This is a genomic window from Candidatus Bathyarchaeota archaeon A05DMB-5, assembly GCA_019685655.1.
Taxonomy (GTDB): domain Archaea; phylum Thermoproteota; class Bathyarchaeia; order Bathyarchaeales; family Bathycorpusculaceae; genus DSLH01.
The window spans coordinates 1-24486 of the sequence record JABFQP010000001.1 but is presented as its reverse complement, the minus strand read 5'-3'; the positions used below and the strand labels follow the sequence as shown (position 1 = coordinate 24486).

Annotated in this window: 26 protein-coding genes and 1 tRNA gene; 9 read left to right on the top strand and 18 right to left on the bottom strand. The window is 41.3% G+C overall.

Annotation, left to right across the window (positions count from 1 at the left end; genetic code table 11):
- Complete coding sequence (locus HM003_00135) at positions 1-486, top strand: GNAT family N-acetyltransferase (GenBank protein ID MBX5327751.1); 486 nt, start codon at positions 1-3, stop codon at positions 484-486.
- 64 nt (positions 487-550) lie between these two features.
- On the opposite strand, the gene HM003_00130 is transcribed toward HM003_00135, so the two are convergent.
- The 3 genes from HM003_00130 to HM003_00120 are packed head-to-tail and all read right to left on the bottom strand — an operon-like array spanning position 551 to position 3231.
- Positions 551-745: a hypothetical protein gene (locus tag HM003_00130; GenBank protein ID MBX5327750.1), complete on the bottom strand. Its 195-nt coding sequence runs from the start codon at positions 743-745 to the stop codon at positions 551-553.
- The gene (locus HM003_00125; protein MBX5327749.1) at positions 738-1007 is read right to left on the bottom strand and encodes a hypothetical protein; all 270 of its coding nucleotides are present in this window, start codon (positions 1005-1007) and stop codon (positions 738-740) included. The genes HM003_00130 and HM003_00125 overlap by 8 nt, the downstream gene beginning before the upstream one ends.
- A gap of 37 nt (positions 1008-1044) precedes the next feature.
- The gene (locus tag HM003_00120; GenBank protein MBX5327748.1) at positions 1045-3231 is read right to left on the bottom strand and encodes a hypothetical protein; all 2187 of its coding nucleotides are present in this window, start codon (positions 3229-3231) and stop codon (positions 1045-1047) included.
- A 125-nt stretch (positions 3232-3356) separates the two neighbouring features.
- Here HM003_00120 and HM003_00115 point away from each other — a divergent pair, with 125 nt between their 5' ends.
- The gene (locus HM003_00115; protein ID MBX5327747.1) at positions 3357-4355 is read left to right on the top strand and encodes a cytochrome c biogenesis protein; all 999 of its coding nucleotides are present in this window, start codon (positions 3357-3359) and stop codon (positions 4353-4355) included.
- A 102-nt stretch (positions 4356-4457) separates the two neighbouring features.
- On the opposite strand, the gene purQ is transcribed toward HM003_00115, so the two are convergent.
- From purQ to HM003_00090, 5 genes are all read right to left on the bottom strand, one after another.
- Positions 4458-5261 (bottom strand): phosphoribosylformylglycinamidine synthase subunit PurQ, encoded by an 804-nt coding sequence (gene purQ, locus HM003_00110; GenBank protein ID MBX5327746.1) that lies wholly within the window; start codon positions 5259-5261, stop codon positions 4458-4460.
- Positions 5262-5279: 18 nt separating this feature from the next.
- On the bottom strand, positions 5280-7661 hold the full coding sequence (gene purL / locus HM003_00105) for a phosphoribosylformylglycinamidine synthase subunit PurL (protein MBX5327745.1): 2382 nt from the start codon (positions 7659-7661) through the stop codon (positions 5280-5282).
- The gene (gene purS, locus HM003_00100) at positions 7658-7909 is read right to left on the bottom strand and encodes a phosphoribosylformylglycinamidine synthase subunit PurS (GenBank protein ID MBX5327744.1); all 252 of its coding nucleotides are present in this window, start codon (positions 7907-7909) and stop codon (positions 7658-7660) included. The genes purL and purS overlap by 4 nt, the downstream gene beginning before the upstream one ends.
- A 57-nt stretch (positions 7910-7966) precedes the next feature.
- Entirely contained in the window at positions 7967-9046 is a 1080-nt protein-coding gene (gene purM, locus HM003_00095; GenBank protein MBX5327743.1) for a phosphoribosylformylglycinamidine cyclo-ligase, read from the bottom strand.
- Positions 9047-9200: 154 nt separating this feature from the next.
- The gene (locus HM003_00090; GenBank protein ID MBX5327742.1) at positions 9201-9605 is read right to left on the bottom strand and encodes a hypothetical protein; all 405 of its coding nucleotides are present in this window, start codon (positions 9603-9605) and stop codon (positions 9201-9203) included.
- A 173-nt stretch (positions 9606-9778) separates the two neighbouring features.
- Here HM003_00090 and HM003_00085 point away from each other — a divergent pair, with 173 nt between their 5' ends.
- The gene (locus tag HM003_00085; protein ID MBX5327741.1) at positions 9779-10393 is read left to right on the top strand and encodes a hypothetical protein; all 615 of its coding nucleotides are present in this window, start codon (positions 9779-9781) and stop codon (positions 10391-10393) included.
- 65 nt (positions 10394-10458) lie between these two features.
- Positions 10459-11991: a DUF1565 domain-containing protein gene (locus HM003_00080; protein MBX5327740.1), complete on the top strand. Its 1533-nt coding sequence runs from the start codon at positions 10459-10461 to the stop codon at positions 11989-11991.
- Positions 11992-12033: 42 nt separating this feature from the next.
- On the opposite strand, the gene HM003_00075 is transcribed toward HM003_00080, so the two are convergent.
- The 3 genes from HM003_00075 to HM003_00065 are packed head-to-tail and all read right to left on the bottom strand — an operon-like array spanning position 12034 to position 14538.
- On the bottom strand, positions 12034-12573 hold the full coding sequence (locus HM003_00075) for a 2-oxoacid:ferredoxin oxidoreductase subunit gamma (protein MBX5327739.1): 540 nt from the start codon (positions 12571-12573) through the stop codon (positions 12034-12036).
- Positions 12563-13393 carry a 2-oxoacid:ferredoxin oxidoreductase subunit beta gene (locus HM003_00070; GenBank protein ID MBX5327738.1) on the bottom strand — a complete coding sequence of 277 codons (831 nt, stop codon included), beginning with the start codon at positions 13391-13393 and terminating at the stop codon, positions 12563-12565. The genes HM003_00075 and HM003_00070 overlap by 11 nt, the downstream gene beginning before the upstream one ends.
- Positions 13390-14538 (bottom strand): 2-oxoacid:acceptor oxidoreductase subunit alpha, encoded by a 1149-nt coding sequence (locus HM003_00065; protein MBX5327737.1) that lies wholly within the window; start codon positions 14536-14538, stop codon positions 13390-13392. Before HM003_00065 ends, HM003_00070 begins: the two co-directional genes overlap by 4 nt.
- Before the next feature lie 194 nt (positions 14539-14732).
- On the opposite strand from HM003_00065, the gene HM003_00060 reads away from it, so the two are divergent.
- From HM003_00060 to HM003_00045, 4 genes are all read left to right on the top strand, one after another.
- On the top strand, positions 14733-14987 hold the full coding sequence (locus HM003_00060) for a hypothetical protein (protein ID MBX5327736.1): 255 nt from the start codon (positions 14733-14735) through the stop codon (positions 14985-14987).
- Between the two features lie 129 nt (positions 14988-15116).
- Positions 15117-15512, top strand: coding sequence for a hypothetical protein (locus HM003_00055; protein ID MBX5327735.1), 396 nt, complete (start codon positions 15117-15119; stop codon positions 15510-15512).
- Between the two features lie 629 nt (positions 15513-16141).
- Positions 16142-16215, top strand: a tRNA-Gly gene (locus tag HM003_00050).
- A 181-nt stretch (positions 16216-16396) separates the two neighbouring features.
- Entirely contained in the window at positions 16397-16813 is a 417-nt protein-coding gene (locus HM003_00045; protein ID MBX5327734.1) for a hypothetical protein, read from the top strand.
- A gap of 77 nt (positions 16814-16890) precedes the next feature.
- Here the strand turns inward: HM003_00045 and HM003_00040 are convergent, their stop codons facing one another.
- Positions 16891-20016, bottom strand: coding sequence for a hypothetical protein (locus HM003_00040; GenBank protein MBX5327733.1), 3126 nt, complete (start codon positions 20014-20016; stop codon positions 16891-16893).
- Positions 20017-20318: 302 nt separating this feature from the next.
- Complete coding sequence (locus HM003_00035; protein MBX5327732.1) at positions 20319-20483, bottom strand: hypothetical protein; 165 nt, start codon at positions 20481-20483, stop codon at positions 20319-20321.
- 168 nt (positions 20484-20651) lie between these two features.
- Between HM003_00035 and aqpZ the strand changes: the two genes are divergently transcribed.
- Positions 20652-21320: an aquaporin Z gene (aqpZ, locus tag HM003_00030; GenBank protein MBX5327731.1), complete on the top strand. Its 669-nt coding sequence runs from the start codon at positions 20652-20654 to the stop codon at positions 21318-21320.
- Between the two features lie 112 nt (positions 21321-21432).
- Here the strand turns inward: aqpZ and HM003_00025 are convergent, their stop codons facing one another.
- The 5 genes from HM003_00025 to HM003_00005 all read right to left on the bottom strand — a co-directional run bounded on the left by HM003_00025 (position 21433) and on the right by HM003_00005 (position 24226).
- Positions 21433-22068: a hypothetical protein gene (locus HM003_00025; protein MBX5327730.1), complete on the bottom strand. Its 636-nt coding sequence runs from the start codon at positions 22066-22068 to the stop codon at positions 21433-21435.
- Positions 22069-22075: 7 nt separating this feature from the next.
- Positions 22076-22363: a DNA-binding protein Alba gene (albA, locus tag HM003_00020; GenBank protein MBX5327729.1), complete on the bottom strand. Its 288-nt coding sequence runs from the start codon at positions 22361-22363 to the stop codon at positions 22076-22078.
- A gap of 217 nt (positions 22364-22580) precedes the next feature.
- A complete protein-coding gene (locus HM003_00015) occupies positions 22581-22724 on the bottom strand; it encodes a YHS domain-containing protein (GenBank protein ID MBX5327728.1) in 144 nt (47 codons plus the stop codon).
- 102 nt (positions 22725-22826) lie between these two features.
- Positions 22827-22964 carry a DNA-directed RNA polymerase gene (locus HM003_00010; protein MBX5327727.1) on the bottom strand — a complete coding sequence of 46 codons (138 nt, stop codon included), beginning with the start codon at positions 22962-22964 and terminating at the stop codon, positions 22827-22829.
- 152 nt (positions 22965-23116) lie between these two features.
- Complete coding sequence (locus HM003_00005; protein ID MBX5327726.1) at positions 23117-24226, bottom strand: DEAD/DEAH box helicase; 1110 nt, start codon at positions 24224-24226, stop codon at positions 23117-23119.
- Positions 24227-24486 lie beyond the last annotated feature (260 nt).

Genomic DNA, 24486 nt, shown 5'->3' with positions numbered 1-24486 from the left:
ATGAACAAGGCGTCGGCGAAAAAGAAAGAACCTGTGACAATACGAGAAGCTGAAGAAGCCGATGCACTCGAAATAAAAAGCGTCGTTAACAGTGTCGCAGCAGAGAAATATTACATTATTCCAGAAGATTCAAGGGAAGATTGGCGAGAGACTATTAAGGAAATAAAGAAAAGGAAAGGACTAATCATAATCGCGCAAGTTAAAGACAAAATCGTGGGCATGGCGTATCTAGTTAGAGGAAAATTTGAAAAGAACAAGCATGTTACGTCTTTAGGCATCACTATTTTAAAGAATTATAGGCGAATGGGCATCGGCACAGCAATGATGAATCACCTACTTGAATGGTCCCAAAAACAAGAAGGCTTAGAAAAAATCACGTTAGAGGTTTTCTCAACAAACAAGCCTGCAATAAACCTTTACCACAAACTTGGTTTCAAAATTGAAGGGGTGAAAAAAACAGTACAAGATTGGAGACAAACACGTTGACGAAGTAACGATGGCAAAATTCTTAGCCTAAACTTTCATTCTGCAGTGATATATCTCCTAGAATTCATTTCTTTGTCCTAAAAGTTGTCCACAACAAGCCAAAGAGAGTTATTAAAAATATTGATGTAGATGTGGCTAAGGCATTGAGAACGTTCATTTTTCGCCATACCCACAAATCCGCTGCAATGTATGCTGCGAAGGCAGCAAGCCAAGTTATTGTTGCAACTATTAACGCTTTTAAAACTTTTTTGTTATCCATTAGCATCTCGCTTCTCGGGTCTTTTAGTTTTAAATAGTATCATGAAGCCCGGTAAGAAAACCATGAAACCAGATATAAACCCTATTAATGGTGCATCGCAAAAAGCTCTTTCTAGCGGTTTATCGTATAGAATATTTGCTATTACTGAAAATAATCCAGCTGCTGCGGACAATCCGATACCCATAGTCAAGGAGCCAAGAAAAGCATAACGAGCAAGCTCACTAAATGTCGCAGGATACCAGTATCTCAATTTTTTACCCATCCTCCAAGACCACCACAAAACTAGAATGACAAGAAAACTATAGAATAGTATTAACAAAACATGAACCGTGGAAATTTCCATAATCAGTTCCTACCTTTAATCCTATATAAAACAATAAAATATCTTTATAACAAAAATCTTGAGTATGGAAAAGAAAAAAGAGGATTTGTGTCTTGTGTTTCATGTTTTCACCGTTGTTATAATATGATAACGCCCTTTTGTGCATAATATTAAGGGTCCTTGCTTCTTTAGCATTTTGTGGCAAGGTGAATTCTAGCTTCATAAATTGCCCTGGAATCAGTTCAGCGTGAATGCCGTCGCTATTTTTTAATTTTGCTTTCACGTCGCCTTCATCAAAATGTAACGCCGAGACCAAGTTAGCATAGCGAATTTCGACATCTTCTTGGGGACTGAGGTCCAGGCCTACATAGTCGAGTCTATGATGGCTCTTCCATAGTAGTCTCACCATGAGGTCTTCATCTTTGGTAATGTAAGGTGAAAGGCTAACTGCTTCCATACACCAGTAGGCGCGGGGAGTAAGCACCTTTATCGTTTGCCATGCTCCACTACTATTTTTCACCTGAACCTCGATGCACTCAAACTCTTTTTTCACGTCGGTTCTGAAGATCAGTTTTGCATTGCTTGAGTCCACTTTTCCAAAGTTGAGAATGATGTAGTCATCAGGATATCCTTCGAAATAAGTAGTAGGGTCTGAAATGTTTCCATCCATGAAACTAATCTCATTTAGCCTAATGTTTCCATTATCGTCAAGGCACCATACCGGTGCAAGCGGATTCCTATAGGTTAAGATTTCACCATCAGATGTCACCGCTATGTTAAGGTTTGGGTCGTGGTCAACTGCAATGAGCTTAAGTTCGTCAATATACGAATGCTCATTTTGAAACTCGCCAATTATCAAATGATATTTTCCATCTCTGCGCACTAATGAAAGGTCAAGGCAATAATAGTCCTCAATATCATTTTCATGCATTAGTGAAGCCGGCAAGAGATTGTTGACCAATACATACTGAGTGCCGTTCCAGATATAAACAAACGGGCAGCCACCACCTCCGCCCCCGCCGTCCCCAGGTGGAGGTGCACCCCCACAAAGGGAACCTATTAGTTGAAGACAACCAACATTGCACACTTGATCACAGAGCACTCCTGTTACTGGGTCCAGTGCACAACCAGCACCACATACAGCAGCACATCCTAATGAGCATAAACTCGGTATATCACCGCAAAGGAAACCACATATAAAAGCAGATAAAAGACCACAAACTACACCGCAACCAACGCAGCATGGAATATTTCCGAAGAAACAACCGCACGCCCAGCCACAAATACCGAAGCAGACGCCCCCCATGATTGCACCACAGAGTACACCACAGTCAACGTCAGTTAGAATTGCTCCTGCTTTAAGAATTTCATTGTCGTAGTTTTGTAGTTGTATTCTCACAATTTCAGATAAATAGCTAATTTCGTTTTCCATAGTGTAATATGCACTGGCAAGTTGTTGAATTGAAATATTTTGGCTGCTTGCATAAAGCGAACCAATTTCGCTGGCAACTTCGCTTAAAATAGTATAGTGCTCAGAGAGTGTTACACTGTAATTGAAGCTTACAAACTCTGCTGACTTAATCTCTGATTTATTAGCGGGCATGTAACTCACACCTGTACGAGAATTATTATATATTCCCGAGCAAGTTGAGTAAAGAATCGTGAAAAGCGATACCGTAAATCCAGCATGCCGAGCAATGTACTTCAGCATAAGCAATTCTAAGGAATTTTCTTCAACGACAAACCTAAACTTGCTTAAAGAGGCACTTCTATTAAGTTGATTGCTTGTCTCGATGTAACTCCATAGGACGTTTGTTGAAATAACCATCTCTTGAAGTGTTTCGTTTATTTCGTAAACAAGAAGCATCACTTTCTGGTTCTCTGTATCCATCAAGACGCTAAGACTTAGTGTCTCTATGGAAAACTCTGGTGTGCAACCCTCGTTACAGTTAAACGATTCTCCATAGATTTCGCATCCAGCATCGCCTTCGCATGATGGTGAGACCGCCACTAAAGGATTTATACAAAGCGCGAACTCTCCATTAACCATATCAACTGTGACGTTGTGAAAACTCGTTTCTGCATTTGGATTGGAACTTATAGAAGCCGTGGGCACTATGAGCATCGTGAAAATAAGCAAGCAAGCCATAATCACTGCAATCATAGCCTTTGGCTTACTTTTGGGCGTAAATTGAACTATTTTCTATCACCTAAAAAATTAATTATGTGTTATTTCTAAATATAAAATTTGTGGGTGCATTGAAGGCACAAACTAAGGTGAGTATATTCTTGAATGAAGGAATTTGCGTGGCGATTATTCTTCTTTTGGCATGTTTGCAACTAGTATATGCCAGCCCGGCTACAGTGTTTGTAGAGTTTTTCTACTTTCCGTCAGGTTGCACAAGCTGTGATAAAGCTAAGCCATTAATCCTGCAAACAGAGAAGGAATACGACGGAAAAATTGATGTGGAATGGATAGACGTAAGCCGTTCCGAAGGGCTTCAGCGGTTTCGACAATACAACCTCACGAGAGTTCCTGCTGTTGTGGTTAACCATGAATACACGATTTTAAGCAACGAAATATCTCTTGAAAAACTCAGGACAGTTATAGAAGCGTACTTGCAGGAAACGCCACTTCCACCCTCTTCTTCAACACCTTTAAACTTGATAGTAGCTTTTTCTCTTGGCTTTTTCGAAACATTCTCTCCATGCCTAATTGCAATCTTATCCTTCATACTAAGCTACACCATAGGAAAGGCAACACGTTTCAAAGAAGGAATGCTGTATGTTATTATCTTTGGGATAGGCTTCGTTTCTGCCGCCATTTTTATTGGAGTAACCTTTGCTCTAGTATTAATTTCAATGCCCAGTCTTCAAAATGCCTTTGTTTGGATTATATGCGCTTTTGTCATCATTTTCGGATTTAATCTGTTGGGTTTGTTCAAACTACCCTTTCAAACAAAATCCTTAGTGAAGAAACTGACAGAAAGGTATGCGTTCACTTATGCTGGGCTCTTTTCGCTTGGCTTCCTTTTCTACTTTCTAGATCCTTGCATTTCTCCATTCTTGTTCAGCGTGCTGGTGATGCTTCAAAATTCCGAATTTACACTTCCTTTGATACTCTTCTGTTTAGGTGCAATACTACCTTTCATTTTCATCGGAATTGCCGCTGGTTCTGCATCAAAACTAACCAGAAAAACCTACAAACATCGCCGCAAAATCCGAGTAATCAGTGGTCTAATCCTAATAAGCTACGCTCTTTACCTCATCTTATCATATCTTCTTTAACTCAGCATACGCTCGTTAACGTTTCTTAATAAAAGAGAATCAATGAACTTGCATTAGCAATTCGACTCTAAAACGCGAGAAAAAGTAATAAGAAATTCTCAACTATCCTTCCTTTTCAAGATGGTTTATCAAACTTTCGAAGATTAGTTTTCCGTCGCCGTGTTGTGGCATTTGCTTTTGCCTTGTCCAGTCTGGTTGTTGCCACCAGTAGAAGGCTCTTTCTGGATGCGGCATCAAACCAAATATTGTTCCTTCCGGGTTACATATTCCAGCTATGTCATGAAAGGAACCGTTAGGGTTCGCCGGATACTGCCCATCTGCGTACTCACCATCTTTCGTACAGTAGCGAAAAACCAGTTGGTCATTTTCATAAAGCCTTTCCAAAAGTCGCTTTTCCTTTTCTTTTGCAAATATGAATCTGCCTTCCGAATGCGCAACTGGAACACGCAAAACTCTTCCTTTCGGAATCTTCGACGTAAACAAGCATTTTCCATTATTTTCATGCGTAAGATAAACCCAACGACAATTATACCCCGGCGGAACATTAGTAGCCAAAGACGCTTCAGGATAAGGACTCATTCCCTCAAAACCCGGAAGCAAACCAGCCTCAACAAGCACCTGAAAGCCATTACAAATGCCAAGAATAGGGCGGTCTTCGTCAACAAACGCCTTCAACTCCCTGCCCATCTTAGCCAGTATCCACTTAGCCCATATCGCACCAGCCCGCACATAATCTCCATAAGAGAAGCCGCCTGGAAAAACCAAAGCGTGATATTCAAGCAGTCCGCCGTGCTTGACAAGCTCGTTCACATGCACAACTTCCGCATGCACACCTAACTCTTCAAACGCTCTTTTTGTTTCCGAGTCGCAGTTGGTTCCGCCAACACGCAAAACACAGACCTTAATTTCTCCACGCTTCACAGTTTACACCCCGCTGCTTAATGTTCTCTTCCAGCTTGCCAACAACTTCGCAAGCGACGCGTCAACAACAACCCTTCCATCCAACCCTTTAACGCGCAACCGTGGATTTTCGCTTACTCTGCCTATCTCCGCACGAACCGTACTTTTCATCAGAGCCTCAAAATCCCTTTTATCCCTCTCGGAAACTTCCACCAAGAAACGGCTGTTCGACTCCGAAAACAAAACAAAATCATTACGTGCCAACGCCTCACATGGAACTTTTCGCAAATCCAACTCCAACCCGCGTCCACCAGCAAAAGCCATCTCTGCAGCAGCCACCGCCAAGCCGCCTTCAGACAAATCATGACATGCCTTAACCAAACCCGAATCAACAGCCTTCGTGATAGCGCTAAACGTTCTCTTAGCTTGAGATGCACGCACTTTTGGCACGGTTTTACCAACAAACCCTTTCAGCTTATAGTACTCCGAGCCGCCTAACTCCGCAAATGTCTTGCCAACAATGTAAACCGAGTCGCCTACATCCTTAACATCCATTGAAACAACCAAGCGAATGTCAGGAATAATGCCTAAAGCCGTTATTAAAAGAGTCGGCGTCACCGGACCAAGCGGAGACTCATTGTATAAGCTGTCCTTTCCAGAAATAAACGGCGTCCTAAAAGCCCTCGCAAACTTGTAACATGCCTCACACGCCCTAACCAAATTACCAAGTCTTTCGGGCTTTTCAGGGTTACCCCACGTGAAATTATCCAGCAAAGCGATTCTTCTTCCTCCAACAGCCACATTATTCCTAACCGCCTCGTCTATCGCAGACGCAGCCATCCAATAGGTGTCAATCTTACCATAATTCGGATTCATCCCACACGAAATGGCTATGCCCCTCCAAGAATTCTCAAGAGGCTTTATGACAGCGGCATCATTAGGTCCACCATATTCTCCTTGCAAAGGCTTAAGCGTCGTATTACCCTTAACCTCATGGTCGTAACTGCGAATTACGCTTTCCTTACTCGCAATGTTAGGCGAAGACAAAAGGTGCAAAGCAGTCTCTGTTAGGTTTATTGGCTCTGGAAAAACTGGCTCCTCAAAATTCGAGGGTTCATACTTTGCGGTTCGCACAATTTTTGGAGGTTCGAAAAGGAAGGAAATATCCATCTCAGCGACCTTTTCACCGCAATAATATATTCGCAAAAGCTTGTCTGAAGTGTATTTTCCAATAGCCGTCGCTTCAACATCTTCATTTTCAAAAATTTCCAAAACCTTACTGAGGTTCTCTGACGGAACAGCCAAAAGCATTCTCTCTTGCGATTCAGAAACGTAAATCTCCCACGGAGCCAAACCCGGATACTTCAATGGAACCTTATCAAGCTCTACAACAGCACCACAACCAAACTTCTTCGCAGTTTCACCAACCGCAGACGACAACCCACCGCCTCCAAGGTCTGTTATCGCAGATGCTAACTCGCAGTCTCGAACCGTGATTATTGCTCTTTTCAGCTTTTCCTCTTCAATCGGGTTTGCAATTTGAACCGCCGGTCTAGAAACTTCCTCTGATTTTTCCGTTAACTCAGCAGACGCAAACGTTACTCCATGAATGCCGTCGCGTCCGGTTTTTCCGCCAGCCAAAACAATTATGTCATTAGGCTTCGCGTTTTTCCTGAATTTTTCTAGCGGAAGCAAACCTACGCATCCGCAGTAAACAACCACATTTCCAGTGTAGCTTTCGTCAAAGTAGACTGCGCCATTCACGGTGGGAATGCCCATGTTGTTACCGTAACTTCCTATACCTGCCACGACGCCCATGTAAATATATTTTGGATGCTTCACTCCAGCCGGAAGCTTATTATAATCAAAATCTAATGGTCCAAAACCTAAAACATCCATGCACACAATCGGGTCAGCCCACACTCCCAAAATGTCTCGGATGACGCCGCCCACGCCGGTTGCGGCTCCGCCAAATGGCTCTACAGCTGAAGGATGATTATGCGTCTCAACTTTAGCCGCTACACCATAGCTCTTGTCAAACCGTATAATACCCGCGTTGTCTTCAAAAACAGAAAAACACCATTTCGGATTAACTTCGTCCGTAGCCCTCGCAATGTATGTTTTAAAGAGGCTGTCAATCTCTTTTTCATCCACCTTTATCTTGCCTTTAAACGTCTTGTGAAAACAATGTTCCGACCACGTTTGTCCAATGGTCTGAAGCTCTACATCTGTTGGATTGCGTCCTTTTTTCCTAAAATATTCTTGAACTGCCTTCATCTCATGCAAATTTAATCCTATGCCAAGTTCTCGGCTAATTTCCAACAGTTGCTGGTCTGTAGCCTCGAACGTGTTTATTTCAAAAACTGGGAAGACTGTTTTTCTGCGGATATATAGGCTACTGCTCATTTTTCTTCCTCAATCGTTACTGTGTAGTTGTCTTTTGTTGGATTCGCCAAAAGCCTTCTGCACATTTCATCAGCTTTCGCTTCAGCCTCCTTTCTCGAATTAGCATTAAGAATTACACGGTAAACTTTGCCTACATTAACAGTTTCAACTTTATATCCAAGCTCTTTCAGCAAACGCTCTGTGGTTTCGCCTTCGGGGTCGCTATGTCCGGGTTTCAAGTTGACTTCAATTTTTAAACGGTATTTCATGGGTTAAGTTTGAGTTTTATGGAATTTAAACGCTTTTATCAATAACAAAGCAAATTGTTACTTCAAAATTATTTTCTTGTTTTTATAATGAATTTTTATGCCTGCGTCATCAGTCACACTGCCTATTTGCTCCGCCTGCACACCTGTCTTCTCCAAAACATCGACAGCTTCGTCCCTATCTCTCTTATCAACTATTACTGCAAAACCCCAACCCATGTTAAACGTCTTGAACATCTCCTCATCGGTTATTGTCTTACCCAACTTTGACGCAGTCTTCTGAATTACCTCAAAGATTGGTTGAGGCTTAAAGTTGTCAAATTCAAAGCCTATGCCCTTAGAGAACCTTGCTAAATTGACAAATTTAAGATACGCATCGCCTGTAATGTGCACTGCGGCCTTCACCTTAAGCGCATCAGCAACTTTAAGCAGCGGCTTAACATAAATTTTCATAGGCTCCAAAACCTCCAAAACAACCTCACGGTCTAATCCTTCTGGGATGTCATGTGGCTCATACATGCCACCCCACTTTTTGAAAAGAATCTTCCTCGCCAAAGACACGCCGTTGCTGTGGATTCCAGAGCTTCGCAAGCCTATAACCGAGTCGCCTGCCTTTATGTCTCTTCCATAAATTATCTTTTCACGCGTCACTATGCCTATTGTAGCTACGACCATGTCGAAACCTTTTCCTTCCACCAGTCCCTTAACTACTTCGGCGACATCGCCAATTTCCCCGCTTGGCACCACGCACTCGGCTTCTACTGCGCCTTTGACTATACCCTTCAACCACTCCCTAACTAAATAAGGGTCTGAAACCTGCGTATGAATATTATCTGCAATGGCTAACGGTTTAGCTCCAGACCTTATAACATCATTAACCGCCAACGCCACAGCATCAACACCAATCGTGTCATATTTCTCAGCTAACTGTGCAACAAGCACCTTCGTGCCCACGCCTTCAATAACCAAATCCAAGTAACGGTCTCTGTCAAACGAGAAAATGTTCCCATAAGGAAGCTGAACAACCCCACCATAACCGCTAAACTTGTAAGTTTCCCGCAAAACCTGTAAAGCCTTCTTCGACTCCGCCCTTAACTCTCTATCAACACCAGCTTGCGTATATGTAAACTCACGCGGCAATCAACATCACACCGAATTACAGTGAGCAACATTCATTTATAAAGTGATAGTTTACACTTCCAAACTCATAACTTAACTCTAATTGTTCTTCCAAAAACTAAGTTTATTGGGCGGGGCAAGCGGAATTTGCTTTTAAGCCGAAAGGAGAAGGGGATTAAAAGCGTGAAACAGACTGGTATTCCGCTTGCCTTTCCGCTAACTTTCTGTAAGTTAAGATTTGTGGTTTGCTTTCTGGTGATGCTTCCACCAGCATTTCTCGAAGAATGTAGTACTGTTTCAGAAACGCGAGTCCTTTTTTACTGGCGATGTATACAAAGCGGTTATTTTTTAAGGTAACTTCTGCGAAGCTCATTTGGATTAAAGTTTTTAAATATCTGTTAAGCTGAGCAGAGTTGGTATTTGCATGCTTCATTATGAAAAATTTAGGTGCACCATTCTCTCCCATTGCCTCCAGCATTAAAGCTATGATTTCAATATGGCTTCTGTACTTTCTGTGAAATCTGAAATCGTTATTTTCTTTAAGCAAAGGAATATAAAGCTTCACTGTATAACGTTCCAAACTCTCCGCCCAATAACACTCTCCTTATTGAATAAGTTACGGATTTTTTCGGTAGACTACATTGAAAAAGTAGGTCAAACATTCAAAAAATTATTGAAACTATTGAAATCACCATCCATTATGCGAAGACTTTTTAAACTCGTTTCAACTGAAACTATTGAAAAGGAAGAAAAATGTCTCAGCATAAACCAACACTAGACGAAATAAAATTTTTACAAGAAGCTCTAAGGGCAGACCTTAAAATAGTCAATATTCGGCTGCGTGAAGGCGAATACCAATATGCTCTTGCCAAAGCTATCGCATCCTTTCAGCTTGAGCTGTATTTTCCTGATGTGAAAGATCTAGTGAAAAGATTGTATGGAGAAGAAAAAACAAATGACATCCAGTTCATCCGAAAAATTCAAACAATTCTGAAAAAGATGGAAAAAAGTAATATTGTAAAAATCTTACCGAAGAAAAGACCTTGGGACCTGCAAAGATATGCTCTCTCAAGTTTTAAATTTCAAGATGCCGACAAAAACCTAGTAATTCTTGTTACCGAACAAGAAATGAAGGATGCGAAAGAACTGCTGGAGAATGCATTAGCTCGGCAACAAAATGTCGTAACTAAAAAAATGGTAAATATCAAGGCTCAAGTTTTTGTTTTTGCATTAACGACATTAATGTTATATGCAGCAGCTTTATGGGCTATTACACAACCCGTCATTGATCCATTCATTTTTGTTTTTGCCTTTTCTTTTGCTACATTATGTTCAGTTATGCTTGGGAAATCACTCGCAAAAATATGATTAGTTACACAATTTACCTTAATGTTTAATAATTCTGCGTTCTAACATTAGAGAACGTGGTTGAATTGAAAACATCGATATTGAGTTTACTTATATTACTGTCTATATTATCCATACCATTTCTATCAGCTCAGAAATTGGATGTAAAAGCTGAAAACAGCATCATATATGTAGATTGGCGTAACACTATTGGCCCATGGAACGGCACTTTAACAAATCCCTATCAAAACATAACAAGTGCGTTAAAAAACGCCTTGGATGGGTATACCATTTATGTTCGAAATGGAACATATGTTGAAAACTTACTTATCAATAAAAGTGTGTCATTAATTGGCGAGCATACAGACCTTACAATTATTGATGGCTCTGGAATCGAAAACGTGATAATCGTAATGGCTGAAAATGTGACGATCAAAAACTTCACGGTTCAAAACAGTGGAACAGATGCAGTGAACTGCGGAATATTATTAAACTATTCCAGCGGAGTTGTCGTAAGTTATAATAAAATAATACAGAACACTAATGGAATTAGTCTTCGTTTCTCTAGTAACAACATGCTTCTAAATAATACGATATCTTCCAACGTTTTAAATGGAATAAGTTTGCATTACTCAAGTAGTAACACGATATCTTATAACACAATTACTTATAACACAAATGCTGGTATCTATCTTCTGTCTTCTAGTAACAACATGATTTCTGGCAACACTGTGTTTTCAAATTATTACGGAATCCATCTCACTCTCAGTGGAGAGAACATTATTTATCATAACAATTTTAATAACACTCAACAAGCGTATGCTGACACTATGAATTCTTGGAGCTATAATGCCGAAGGCAACCATTGGAGCGATTATTCTGGCCGCGATTTAAACTATGATGGAATAGGAGATGATCCATACCTCACGGATTCGATGGTTCAAGATAATTATCCGCTCTCAGGTATGTTTTCTATCTTCTATGTTGACTTTCAAGGTAAAATGTACGCTGTACCTTTTATTTGTAATTCGACAATTTCCAATTTCAAATTTGAGGTTGCGACTGAAACAGCAGATCGGGTGATACTATTCAATGTTACCGGTAAAGAAGCTACTACTGGTTTTTGCAGGATTGTTATTTTAACGGAATTGATGAACTATTCACTCATTGTTATTATAGATGATGTAGAAGTTCCATCAAATTTGCTGAGTCCCTCTAATGAAACGCACCGCTTTTTATATGTCAACTATACCTTCAGTGCACACACAATTAGAATAATTTCTTCAAAAACAATGTACCTCTACACGCAGCTTCTCGGTGACTACGCTAAACTACAATCGGATTTTAACAGTCTGAACACATCATATTATCAATTCTTGAACAACTACACCATTCTTTCAGAAAACTACTCTTCTCTTCAAGAAATTTGCAATCAATTAAATAATGATCTTCGCGAGCATTTGTCAGCTTACACTGAAAGTCTACGTAATTTTCAAAACCTAGTCTATATTTTTGCGGCAACTGTGGCAATCTTCCTTCTAACTACTATCTATCTATCAAAACGTGCTCATGTAAGCTTTCAAGCTAAGAAAAAAGCAGAAGATGAAAAATTAACATGAAGTTGGCTTTCCTAAAGGTTTTGATGGTGAAAACCTATTATATCACGTAATATTCGGTGAAATTATTTTTGCCCCATATTTATATGCGCGCTTATTTATGTCGACGGTCTTCCTAGTTACAGTATCTTCGATGGCTTTCTGCATCGCTTTTTCACTGACAATGTTCGTGGCTTTTGCTAAAGCGCCAAGCATAATCATGTTTGCACATATCTTTGCTCCAAACATTTTTTCGGCGTTCTCTGTAGCTGGAATTTGAAGCACTTTTGCTGTTGTTTCAGGTATTTTTTTCACGTATGTGCTGTCGACAAGTAACACTCCATTTTCTTTCAAATCTTTAAGATGTTTCTCGAGGGCTTGTTGACTCATTGCGATTAGTATGTCACTTTTTCTTACCGCAGGAAAACCAATTTTGCTGTCTGATATTATCACTTCGCTTTTTGCTGCGCTTCCTCTTGCTTCAGCGCCGTAGCTTTGTGTTTGAGCCACGTTTTTTCCGTCGTAGACTGCTGCTTTGCCTAGTATTTGGCCTGCCAAAACGACGCCTTGCCCGCCAAGTCCGCTTATTCTAACTTCAATTTTCACTGATTTTCTGTGCCTCCTTAATCATTTTGTGTATGTTGTCAACAAACGTGGGGCGCTGTCTTTGAATAAATTCGCCTACAACTATTTTCTCGGCTAACTCGTCTTCATCAAGTTTTTCTGCTTGTTTTATAGGAACAGAATTTTCTTTGAACCACTTTAGCATTTCTCCAGCGTCTTTGAAACCCGCTCTTCTTCCAAAAGCTGTTGGACATTGACTTACTGCCTCGATGAATCTGAAACCTTTCATTTTCATCGCCTTTTTTATGTTTTCTTTTAATTCGTTTTGATGTATTGTGGTCCAACGTGAAACGTAGCATGCTCCGGCTGTAACGGCTAATCTTGCAGCATCTAATGGTTGCTCAAAACTTCCATACGGGGTTGTTGTAGTCTTTATTTTAGAGGGTGTTGTCGGTGCGACTTGCCCGCCAGTCATCCCATAAACCATGTTATTAACCATTATGACGAGTATGTCTAAGTTTCTTCTAGTTGCGTGGATAAAGTGGCTTAGGCCTATGCCAACTATGTCTCCGTCGCCGCCGAAAACAATTACGTTAAGGTCTGGACGGAGTAATTTTACACCTGTTGCGACTGGTATGCTTCTTCCGTGTGGTGTATGGATTGAGTCAGCAATGAAATGTGGTGATGGAATCCAAGCTGAGCATCCGATTCCGCTGCAAAAAACGAATTTGCTCAAGTCTTCGTGACCTAGCTCGTGGATGGCTTTCAGAAAAGTGTTCATGACTGTGAATATGCCGCAGCCTGGGCAGAAGGGCATCTCTATTTCTCTGAGATATTTTCTTATCGAGAATTGCTGTGTCATTTCTTCTCCTCCGCTACTTCCTGAATTTTAGCTGTTAACTCTTCTGGCGTGATTAATTCTCCGCCACCGATTTTGTTGAGTGGAACAACCTTTGCAGAACCGTGTGCAGTCCGTTCTACCTCATAAAATATCTGTTTCAAATTCATTTCTGGCACTATTATCTTCTCAGCTGATTTTGCTAGTTTTTTGATGATTTTTTCTGGAAAAGGCCAGAGAGTTTTCAATCTCACATATCCCGTTCTTATTCCCATTTTTTCCGCGTTTTCTGTTGCTTCGTAGATGGCGCGTGATGTGCAGCCGAAGGCGACTATGCCTATTCTGCATTGTTCGACATTGTAACTTTCGTAATCTGCAATTTCTTCTGTATGGCTCTGTATTTTGTTGTTGAGTCTCTCCACGAGGCGTCTGTGCACTATTGGGTTGGCTGTTGACCTAACGCCATACTCGTCATGGGTTGACCCAGTAACGATAACGTTGTAGCCTTCGCCGACTGCTGGCATGGGTGGGACTTCTTGATTACCAAAAAATGCTTTTTCTCCAGTTTTTGGTTTTCTGCGGTTAATTATTTCTATGCTTTCTATAGGTGGCGCGGTTACTTGTTCTCTCATGTGGGCGACTATTTCGTCTGCAAGAAGTATGACTGGAGCGCGGTATTTTTCTGCGTAATTGAAGGCTTTAATGGTTAATGTGAACATTTCTTGGACGGAGTTCGGCGCGAGCACAATAGCTGAGTAATCGCCATGAGTGCCCCAGCGAGCTTGCATTACATCTCCTTGTCCGCATTTTGTGGCTTGTCCTGTGCTTGGTCCTGCTCTTTGCATGTCGGCTATTACGCATGGTGTTTCGGTCATAAATGCGTAGCCTATTAGTTCTTGCATTAGGCTGAAGCCAGGTCCGGAGGTGGCTGTCATGGCTTTGTTTCCTGTCCAGCTTGCGCCTATAACCGCGCCTAAAGAAGCCATTTCATCTTCCATTTGGATAGCTATTCCGTTGATTTGTGGCAAGCGTTTAGCCATGTGTTCAAATAATTCACTGGCTGGCGTTATTGGGTAACCTGCAAAAAAGCGGCATCCCGCGATTATGGCTGCTTCTGCGCATGCTTCGTTCCCTTGCCAGAAATAAGTATTCGGTTTGATTATTTTCATGAATTTTGACTTCCTTCGTTTATGAAGTAGGAAAGAATGTAATAGATAAAAGTTTAAGTTAATTATTTCCTTTCTTTGGATATTTTGTATCGTGTTCAAAAACCCATTGAAACTCAATGACAATAGAAGATTTATCCACAAGTCTTATCTTTTTGCATAGAATCATTTTGTAGTTCTTCGAAGAGAGGAGAAATATGTCTACAAGAATGGCCTTCAAGATAATGGTAGTGCTGTTGTCAGTGAGCATGTTAGCATTGGCACTTAAAGGCAACGGGTTCACAGTTAAAGCTGAAGGTGAGGTTGCGACAATAAGAATGCTTAATCCAGAAACAGATGATAGTTTCTTCATACTGAAAGCTTCAGAACACTCCATCGGCAGTGTTTTTACAGTGGTGTTCTCTATAACTCACATTGAAAAATTGGTCGCATGGGAGATTTCTGTTTCATAGAACAACAGTATAGTAAACTTCCAAGACGTTTCGGTACCGGACGACAATGTTTTTGCTTCTGTTATTGACGGAGCCGCATTAATAACCTTTGCTTCAAGTGATGTTGTAGATGATACTGGATACTTAAAAGTGAATGCAACATTATCACCAGAAACACCTGTAGATGTCACAAATCTAGGAGTATTATGTGAAGTCAACTTTACAATACAACAACTTCCAAGCGATGAAGTGTTGTGCACAGAAATAACGTTCTTACAGCAAGAAACTTTTGTTGTCTTGGAACCTGGACAAAAGCCGGTCTTCACAATGTCTGCGTACCTCTGTATACTTAATTTCTCACCTATACCAGATATTAATGAAGATGGAGTTGTAAAATTCGATGATATCATGGTAGTCGTAGATGCTTTTGGTTCCTATCCGGCACACCTAAGATGGAATCCACACGGGGATTTGGACTTGGACGGCAGAATAACAATGGCTGATATAGCTGTCATGTTAATGAACTTTGGAAAAACCTACCCATAATCCCCATTTTTATCTTTTAGCTCTAAACAGTTAACTCTTTACCGTAATTAATCGGTTATACGTAACTTACGTGCCACTTTTCTTTATCTAAAAATAACATTGCTTGAAATTTGGGTTATTTAACTTTTGATGATTTTGATCAACAATTTGGTTCTGCTATAACTTTTTAAGTATCTTGTCAGCTAATTGACGAAACATTCCTTTCATTTATGGTTGAGAAGAAAGTCTTTAAATGGGAATAGCAAAATTCCCGTCTAGGACAGAAATATGGTTTAGTCTGTATGAGCCTTTTAATGGAGAAATAGTGTGTTTGTATGTATCACTATTGAAGATTAGTGTGAGGGGTCTTTATATTTTCTGATTGAACCGGGATTTGTCAAGGCTGTAGTGGAGGTGAATAGTTGATATGAAGATGGTCTGTGAAATATGTGGCCAAACAGGGCATCTATCTGAAAATTACTACAGAATAAGGCACTATATGGGTTCAGTTAATGGCAAGCTCAAGTTTGAATATCGCAGGCAAAGTCTAGAGTACATTAACAGAGTTATAACAACTGGCCAGACCAAAAGCAATATGGACTCAATTGACCTAAAAGTTAAAGAATCAAGCTTTAATAATCAAAATATCCGCGGTCGTAGTCCAGTCTGGTTAGGACATCGGCTTCCCAAGCCGACAACCCGGGTTCAAATCCCGGCGACCGCACCGTTCTTGGCTTCTTTGCGTTTTCGACAATAATTTATATTTCATGCAGCTTAATTATTACTTGGAGGGATGGGCTCTTTTGTTTAATGTGCTAAGCATTCATGCTCCTAAAATATTTGCGATTGCCGGGTTAACCTTTACATTTTTTGGCATAGCATTATTGAAACCGTTAGGTTTTTCTATGGAAGCTGCAGCCTTTCTAGGTTTAGGAACTATTTTTCTAATGATTTTTGTTACATTACATTTTGAAATTTCTCGAAAGAGTTCTTTTCAAGAAAAAGCCTTCGTCACAATCTTATGTACCTCTTTGCTTTTTGTAGTACTAGCAGTAATAACCTACACCTTTGTTAATGTTGAATATAAGTGGACTGAAACGACGCATGGCGGATATGCGTATTACCGATTCAATGATATTGCTGACAAATTTGTTGACGCACGTTCGATGGCTCCTCCAACGGGGGTGACGCCAAAATCCGACATTCATTATAAACTTGATTTAATAGTGACTCGTGTTTATGGAGATTATGCTGTTCTTTTTTGTGAAGTAGGCATAGTGCTTTTCTTTTTATTTGTTTATATTAAGCAAAGATTTCTCTAGACCTTCTAGTGTCACGTTTTAATTTGGTATTTCAATCCTTAATAAGGTATTTATTTAATATAAAGAGAAAAAAAGGGTTATGGATAGGTTTTTCCAAAGTCGTCGCACGCAATGATTATGTCGCCCATGTCTACTTTGCCGTTTCCGTCTACGTCGAGGTTTGGACTGTGTGGGCATAGTATGCATGGTGACGTGTGCCAGTACCACCCGTCTGCTCTAAGTGTTGACCCAAAGGCTTCAACAATCAACATGATATCGTCCATTTTAACCTTGAAGTCGCCATCAACATCGCCAGGGATAGTCACTTTTATAGTGCTGTCTACAAGGTGGTTGTCGTATACGTCTATTTCGTCTGGTACAATTGAGCTGAAAGCCCATATAGTGTAGATTCCCTTTTCGTAGGTGGCAGTATTCCAAGAGAAGTTCAGAATTATTGACATTCCCGCGACTAGGTTGTTAACCGTTTGAGTTCCAATAGCTGTTGAATTTGCGCAGAGTGTTACATCAAATGTTTCTTGGAAATCGCCTTCGTTCGTTATGGTTATGCTAATGTTTGCGTTGTATCCTTGTCCTGCAATGGTTTTATTCGGCTTTATGCTAGCGACTTTTACATCATGATCTGGATATGGAAACATGCACGGGTAAATATTTGAAACAGCAACGCAATGGAAGGGCGCTTGAGTTGGGTTTGCGCTCCACAAGAATCCGGTGTCTTTGTCAAAGAACCATAGTGTTCCAGCGTTGTCAACTGACGCTCCATACTTTCCAGAGAACGTCAAGTCAGCAGATTGTATCGCACCTGGCATCAAGCCTATCACTTGTTGAAGTGTTCCACCTTTCGTGAGGAGATAATTGTTTGTTGGCGCTCCTCCAGTTGCCACGTAATCGCCGTTCTCAGAAATTGACACCGTGTAGAAGTCGTCAGTTGGGATACCTAACGAGAAAGTCCAAACCGGGTTCGCGTCTCCTCCGTCCCAACCGTTGCCTCCGTCGCTCCAATAGTTGAGGTCGCAACCAAAATTGTCACTTGGATCATCATTGACTGAAACTACGCTGTTTCCGGCACAGGGCATGTCAACTCTCACGAAACCGCCCTTTGGAAGTATGTAGAACCAAACAATTGAACCTGATCTGTCAAACAATACAACTCCAGCAGGAAAGAGACCCATTGGAACCTGATAGACACTGGCAGCGACATATTCGCCGTTGCCTGATATTGCCACCCAGAAAGCAAATAAAGATTCCATTCCACCGCAGCGAGTCCACACTGGTACTCCGTCGCCGAGTCCCCATCCTGGCGTTCCGTCCTTCAAGTGAGAGAAGTAGTGAATGAAACCTGTATTGTAGTCTGCGCAGATTATGTAGTTGCCGTCTTGTGAAATTTCAACTATAGTTTCTGGTGCTTGATCCCAGTATTGCCAGATTATGCTGCCAAACTGGTCGAATAAGTATAATCCTTGGTCTGTTGCTGCAGCTACTACTACATAACCGTTGTAATTGTTGTATTTGACATCCACGGATTTGGATTCGGTTCCAGCCCAGCCGCCATCGTAGCTTGTAGATACTGGTAGGGTTGTTGCCCAAAGCACGTTGCCTGGTGGGGCTCCAAGAGAGTTGTCGAACAGCCATAAGTTGCCAGTGGCGGGTTGCACAGGTAAACGTGTACCTGCAGCTATGTACCGTCCATTGTTATCCATCGCCACTGAAACTACTGGGTTTGCGAGAGCAAATTGCCATTGTAGTGTTCCGAAGAAGTCCCAGACGTAGATGTTCGTGTCTTCTGAGCCTGCGGCAATAATTCCTGTTTTGCATGAGGTCACAACCGCATATTCTATCTCTGTATTGATTGGTTGGCCGGGCAAGTATTCGCCGTCGAATTCAAGGAATTCGTCTGGAGTGTTTTGGCATGAGCCGAAGTTGTCGATGACATATTCTGCTGGGTACTCATAGAATCCGAAGGGGCCGCCTGGGCTTGGTGATGGTCCTATTTGATAGAAGTCGTGGGAAACGTATAGTGCATCGTTGTGTAGTGTTTCGGGTATTCCTGTGTGGGGATGTGGAGGCGGTGGTAATACTCTTCCTTGTGTAAGTCCCATTTCTGCCGCGTCTATGTAGGGGTCGCTTATTGCAAGCATCCAATTTGCGGAGTTAACACCTGCGCATGTCACGTAGTGTCCGCCAACACGCACCCACTGTTGCATGTATGGGTTCCATTGCCAGAATCCGAGAAGCAGTACTACGTCTTGGCATTTTTTGATTTCCCTTTCTATCCAAAGGAAGTCCGGAGCTTTCTGCAGGTGAACGTAGAATTTCCAGTCGAGTTCTTGGCGTGATATGTATTCGTTGAGCCCAATCGTCATTTCGTGCACTTCTGTGCCGCAATGTTGATGACCGAACCTTTGGCCATTAGTGTCCATAAGAAACGCAAGGTCTTCGACGAGTGGTGGAACGTTTTGCGGGTCGTGGTCGTCCCAAACTCCAGCGGCGTAGCTTTGAACTAATGGGAAATTATCGTTGATTATTGGTGGAGGTATTGGGTTTGGTTCGTGTTCTGAGTCAAGCCACCATAAAGAGTTTGCTATTGCTACTGGTCCGCAGTAGCTCCATGTGCCGACTGGTGGGAACGGGTTTATCCACATTTGCGCGCCCCATTGTTTTTGGTCGAAGTCTGGAACGCCGCTTGGTGCGTAATCGGGATATGGTGGTTTAAAGTAAAAGCTGGTTTGTGTAACACGTCCGTTTATAATTTTGTCGGCAGGAATAGGGTTTTGGTATGGGTCGAATAGATAGTACTCTGCTATGGTTAAGTCGCTTACGCCTCCGCCAGTACAGTGGAATGTGAAATGTGCTAGGGGTATGGAACCATGAATCGGAGGCTCAGCTATGCTTTCTATCATCATGTAGCCCGCCGCATCATCGATTACCTTGTTTGTGGTCAAAAATGGAGGAACCGATTCAACATCTACTGCGTCAATAATCGAAGTGTCGTAGGTCAGAATTATCCCATCCCTGAATACATCGAAAAAACTGTCAACCCATACAAAGACATCGAAAAACGATTCTACTGGAATTTCTTGTTCTGGGGGGTCAACACGAAGTGTTGTGGGTTCTTGTCCACGTACGTTTCTGTTAATGATTATTGGCATAGTCAACATGAAACAAAACAGTATAGTCACTACTATTTTTCCAGTTGTTTTTAGCATTTTTCCTTCTCCTTTCCCTTTTTATTATTCAAACAGTTTCAGAATAATCCGAAAGATGGTTCAGACTAAACTGAAAATGCCTGTGGATAAAGTATTAAGCTGTCTATGGCATAAAAGGTTTCTGTAAACTAATTATAGAACAAAAATTCGCTTACCCAGAAATCTATCACTTGAAGAATCATCTAATAATTTTAAATTTCTCGATTGATGTAGCAAACTAACCCTAACATTTTCACTATGTGTAATGGACAATACGCATTCCTTCAAAAATGGAAAGAAAAACTGAGAAAAATCTAGCCTCTCTATTCTTCTTTCTTTTTCTTCTCTTCTCCTTTGACTCCTTCTTTTATTCCCTTTCCAATTCCTTTGACTATTCCAAAACCTTTCTTTACGCCTTTGCCGATAACTTCTCCAGTTTTCTCTGCAGTCTTTTCAGCTTTACCCTTTTCTTCTTTCTCCTCTTTCATTCCCATCACCTCTCACTACCAATTTACACCAAGGCCCATTTAGTTCTTTTGCTCACTCTATACTTTGCGCATATTATGGAAATCCATATAAACCCTAAGCAGCAGACCAAAAAGGCATACTCAGCAAGAATAAAACTTTGAGGTTTTCATATGAACGGCAATAACAATATTAAAAAATATGTTGCTGAAATGGTCGGCACATTCGTGTTAGTGTTCATGGGCTGCGGAAGCGCGGTGATTGCAGGCGCGCATATAGGATTCGTAGGAATCTCCTTCGCGTTCGGTCTTTCTGTGCTTGCCATGGCATACGCCATAGGAGGCATTTCTGGGTGTCACATAAACCCTGCAGTCTCCATATCAATGCTTGCCGCGGGCAAAATGAAACCAAAAGACACGGTAATATACGTAATAGTGCAGTGTGTGGGAGCTGTGATTGGAGCAGCAGCCCTTTATTGGGTTGCACTTGGCAATCCTCGGTACAGTCTCTCAGTTGATGGTTTGGGTCAAAACGGATATGACATTGCATCACCTGGAGGATTTTCGATGGCGTCAGCATTCGTTGCTGAAACAATTCTCACGTTCATATTCTTGCTTGTGATACATGGTTCAACAAGCGAAAAAGCCCCGAAAGGCTTTGCTGGCGTATCTATCGGGTTCAGCCTAGTCCTCATTCACCTTGTAGGAATACCAATAACTGGCACCTCAGTTAATCCGGCTAGGAGTTTTGGTCCAGCCGTTTTGGTCGGCGGCACAGCTTTAAATCAGCTTTGGCTTTTTTGGGTGGCTCCAATATTTGGTGGTTTTCTAGCAGCAGTAGTCTGGCGCCTTCTTGGGTAACGCTGTGAAGGCTATCTGTTCTAAAGGGTTACAAGCAATTTGCCCTTTACGGTAGGGCGATGTTTTCCAGAATTTTTTCTATCTTGCGTCGTCGCAAATTATTCTTTCGGAGTTACGTAATTCTTGCCGTTTTGGCAGTCAAGTTTCCTACATTGCGTAGGGTTCCTTTTTTTCCAATTCTTAATTGTCTTTCGCCTCTAAACGTTGACGTGCTTGCATTTTCAACTTGGATATCGTCTCCGGTGGATATGGAGTTTATCTGTTCATTCCACAAGCACAGCTTAATCGTTCCTGTTTCATCCGCTATCAAAGCGTTAGCTACGCTGGCATAGTTTCCAAATCTTGTAATGACCAATGTTGGTCTTGCAATCTCCAAAACCTTTGCTTTCACATTGACCTTTTTCATTCCTATTCGTAAATCTTTAATCTGGAAGGAACGCTTTTCGCTGTGCTTTTTAGCTAGATGCCTGCGGAGCATTTCGGTTTCTCTGAAATTTTTGATTGAGTTATTCTCTTCTTGAAGAAATTCTTCCGGTATGGGAAATTGTGCAACTACTTTCTGACCGTTTGTTATTAGGAAAATAGCCTTGTTTTTTTGTTTACTACGGCATTCAATTGAAAGGTTTCCACAAGAGGCCTTCTGATTTTTCCATGCGGAAATTAAGGCATAAAAAAGTTTGTCTGGGTCAACTTCATATTTTATTGAAAGAAAGGCGAGATACTCGCCGGGGGATGCTTTGTTTCGCAATGTTTTCCTACTCTTTTGTCAGCGTTATCTCCATTGTTGAAACCATTCTTGACCTGTTTTCGCCTTCTCTCGGCGGCATTTCCATTGTGCCTATGGCTACTTTGCTAATTTGTAGGTCTTTTAGGAAGCGTCTTCTGGCTATTTCAGCTGCGTCAACAGCTGTGGTGATTGCTTGTCCGCGTGCTTTCAATGTTATTTCTTTGGCGTTGCTTGAGGAGAGGCTTGTAATTATTGCTAGAACGTAGGCCATTGGTGGTTTGTTTCCGATGAAGATAACATCCTTATTTTGTGTCATTTTTTTATTTTCACTCCTTTATTTGTTGTTTGTCGTGTGTAACGCTGCCGGGAAACGGTTGTCTGTGACAGAACGTTACTGACACATAATCGTCAGCCTTGCTTATAAAGGCAATTGAAAATTGATTAGGCTACTGTGTGTTTTTCGTTATTTTGGATTGCTGAATCGGTAGGAGCGATTGCGTGCAATATTCTGACATGAGTCGCCTAAACTAGTGCTACTTCACGAACTTCATTGGATGTCTTTTGAATTTTTTCTTGCATGCTAGGCTGCAAAAATGGTAGGTTTCGCCATCATAGGTTATTTTAAATTTTGCTGTTTTTTCATCGAGAACAATGCCGCAAACTGGGTCTTTAGGCATTATTTTTGTCTTAACCTCACTTAAGAATGTGTGTCCCGTTTATTATTGTTAGTGGTTAAAAAAAGGGTTTGTGGAACAAGATAAAGATGTTAGCCTAAAAGCTTAATATCTTCTTGGGGGTCTTCGTTTGGAATAGCATTCTCGGCAGTATACTGGTCTGCTTCCGTCTGGTTTGAAGGGAACTTCACATTCTCTTCCGCAATCAGCACAGACTGCCTTATGCATCTCTTTCTCATACATTTTGCTGATTCAACTCCTTATACTATTTAGCGCAAAAAATGTTTTTGCACACCTTGTTTAACTGGCAACGCCGCTTTAAACTTATCCCTCTGCAACCATCTATTTTATGATTGTTTCTATTAATTTGGATGATGGATAAGAGAATCTATTGGTCATTGTAGTTCTTCTATGGTGGTTTTGGTTAAGGCTCTTATGTTATTGAACTCTGCAAGTTCTCCGTAGCCTACAAGTGTTATGGCTGTCCCTTCACGTCCTACTCTGGCTGTGCGGCCGATTCTGTGAAAATAGACTAATGCATCCAATGGGACATCGTAGTTTATTATGTGAGTTACTCCTTGGATATCTAAGCCTCTTGCGGCAACGTCCGTTGCAACAAGCAACTTCAGTCTTCCATTTCTGAACGAATTGATTACGAAATCTCTTTGAGCTTGCGTAAAACCGGCATGTAGTGGTTTTGCGTCATATCCTCTGTTTCTTAGTTTGTCTGCAAGCATGCTTGTGTCTGTGCGTGTCTTGCAGAATATTATTGCGCGGCCTATGTGGTTTTCGTTTAAAATGTTGCAGAGTGTTTCGAATTTGTCATGAGGGTTTACGACCATGTAATATTGGCTTATTTGTGTGAGGGCTATTTCGTCTTTGCTTACGAGTATCTTTTCTGGGTTTTTCATGTATCTGCTGCATATTCTCATTACTGACTGGTCTATTGTCGCAGAGAAAAGGCTGGTCTGCCTGTTTGACGATACCCTTGCAAGTATGTATTCTATGTCGTCTATGAATCCCATGTCAAGCATTCTATCTGCTTCATCAAGAACGACAACTTTTACAGATGAAAGATTTAGAATGCGCCGTTTAAGCAAGTCGATTATACGACCCGGCGTGCCAACAACAATTTGGACGCCCTGTTCCAGCGCGCGTATCTGCTTTCCTATCGGTTCTCCTCCATAAACTGGCAAAACTTTTAATCGTGCATATTTCCCGAGTTGGCTAATGTGCTCTGCGACTTGGACGGCAAGTTCGCGGGTTGGCACTAAAACTAAGCCCTGCACATTTCTATCCTTCGGATTCAATCGTTCGACCATTGGAACTCCGAAAGCCGCAGTCTTACCAGTTCCAGTTTGCGCTTGCCCAATAACGTCTTTGCCTTCAAGCAACGGTGCTATGGCTTGAGCCTGAATTGGAAAAAGATTATGAAATCCAAGCTCTTCAATGCTTTTTAAAACCTCCATACTTAATGGTAAGTCTTTAAAGTTTTGTATTTGCATGTTTTTCATTTCTCCTGCCACAAAATTTTTCATGCATCTAGTTGAAAGCTTCAAAAGCTTTGTTAATTACATGAATTAATGTGACAACACTACACAGCATCAATCGTCTTATAAAAAGGTTTACCATGTAATGGAAAGAAAGAATCGTGTTGATAGCACGTTTCAAATTTTATGAAAGAATAATGATGCATGTAAACGGGCGGGATGGGATTTGAACCCACGACCGCCGACTTAGGAGGCCGGTGCTCTATCCGTACTGA

Coding starts and splice junctions, on each gene's coding strand:
- HM003_00045 (MBX5327734.1), top strand. CDS start 16,397: ATGGAAGCTGCAGCCTTTCTAGGTTTAGGAACTATTTTTCTAATGATT.
- HM003_00040 (MBX5327733.1), bottom strand. CDS start 20,016: ATGCTAAAAACAACTGGAAAAATAGTAGTGACTATACTGTTTTGTTTC.
- purS (MBX5327744.1), bottom strand. CDS start 7,909: ATGAAATACCGTTTAAAAATTGAAGTCAACTTGAAACCCGGACATAGC.
- HM003_00015 (MBX5327728.1), bottom strand. CDS start 22,724: ATGCCTAAAGACCCAGTTTGCGGCATTGTTCTCGATGAAAAAACAGCA.
- HM003_00010 (MBX5327727.1), bottom strand. CDS start 22,964: ATGTATGAGAAAGAGATGCATAAGGCAGTCTGTGCTGATTGCGGAAGA.
- HM003_00005 (MBX5327726.1), bottom strand. CDS start 24,226: ATGCAAATACAAAACTTTAAAGACTTACCATTAAGTATGGAGGTTTTA.
- HM003_00130 (MBX5327750.1), bottom strand. CDS start 745: ATGGATAACAAAAAAGTTTTAAAAGCGTTAATAGTTGCAACAATAACT.
- HM003_00065 (MBX5327737.1), bottom strand. CDS start 14,538: ATGAAAATAATCAAACCGAATACTTATTTCTGGCAAGGGAACGAAGCA.
- albA (MBX5327729.1), bottom strand. CDS start 22,363: ATGACACAAAATAAGGATGTTATCTTCATCGGAAACAAACCACCAATG.
- HM003_00085 (MBX5327741.1), top strand. CDS start 9,779: ATGTCTCAGCATAAACCAACACTAGACGAAATAAAATTTTTACAAGAA.
- purL (MBX5327745.1), bottom strand. CDS start 7,661: ATGAGCAGTAGCCTATATATCCGCAGAAAAACAGTCTTCCCAGTTTTT.
- HM003_00035 (MBX5327732.1), bottom strand. CDS start 20,483: ATGAAAGAGGAGAAAGAAGAAAAGGGTAAAGCTGAAAAGACTGCAGAG.
- HM003_00135 (MBX5327751.1), top strand. CDS start 1: ATGAACAAGGCGTCGGCGAAAAAGAAAGAACCTGTGACAATACGAGAA.
- HM003_00125 (MBX5327749.1), bottom strand. CDS start 1,007: ATGGGTAAAAAATTGAGATACTGGTATCCTGCGACATTTAGTGAGCTT.
- HM003_00060 (MBX5327736.1), top strand. CDS start 14,733: ATGTCTACAAGAATGGCCTTCAAGATAATGGTAGTGCTGTTGTCAGTG.
- HM003_00070 (MBX5327738.1), bottom strand. CDS start 13,393: ATGACACAGCAATTCTCGATAAGAAAATATCTCAGAGAAATAGAGATG.
- HM003_00120 (MBX5327748.1), bottom strand. CDS start 3,231: ATGATTGCAGTGATTATGGCTTGCTTGCTTATTTTCACGATGCTCATA.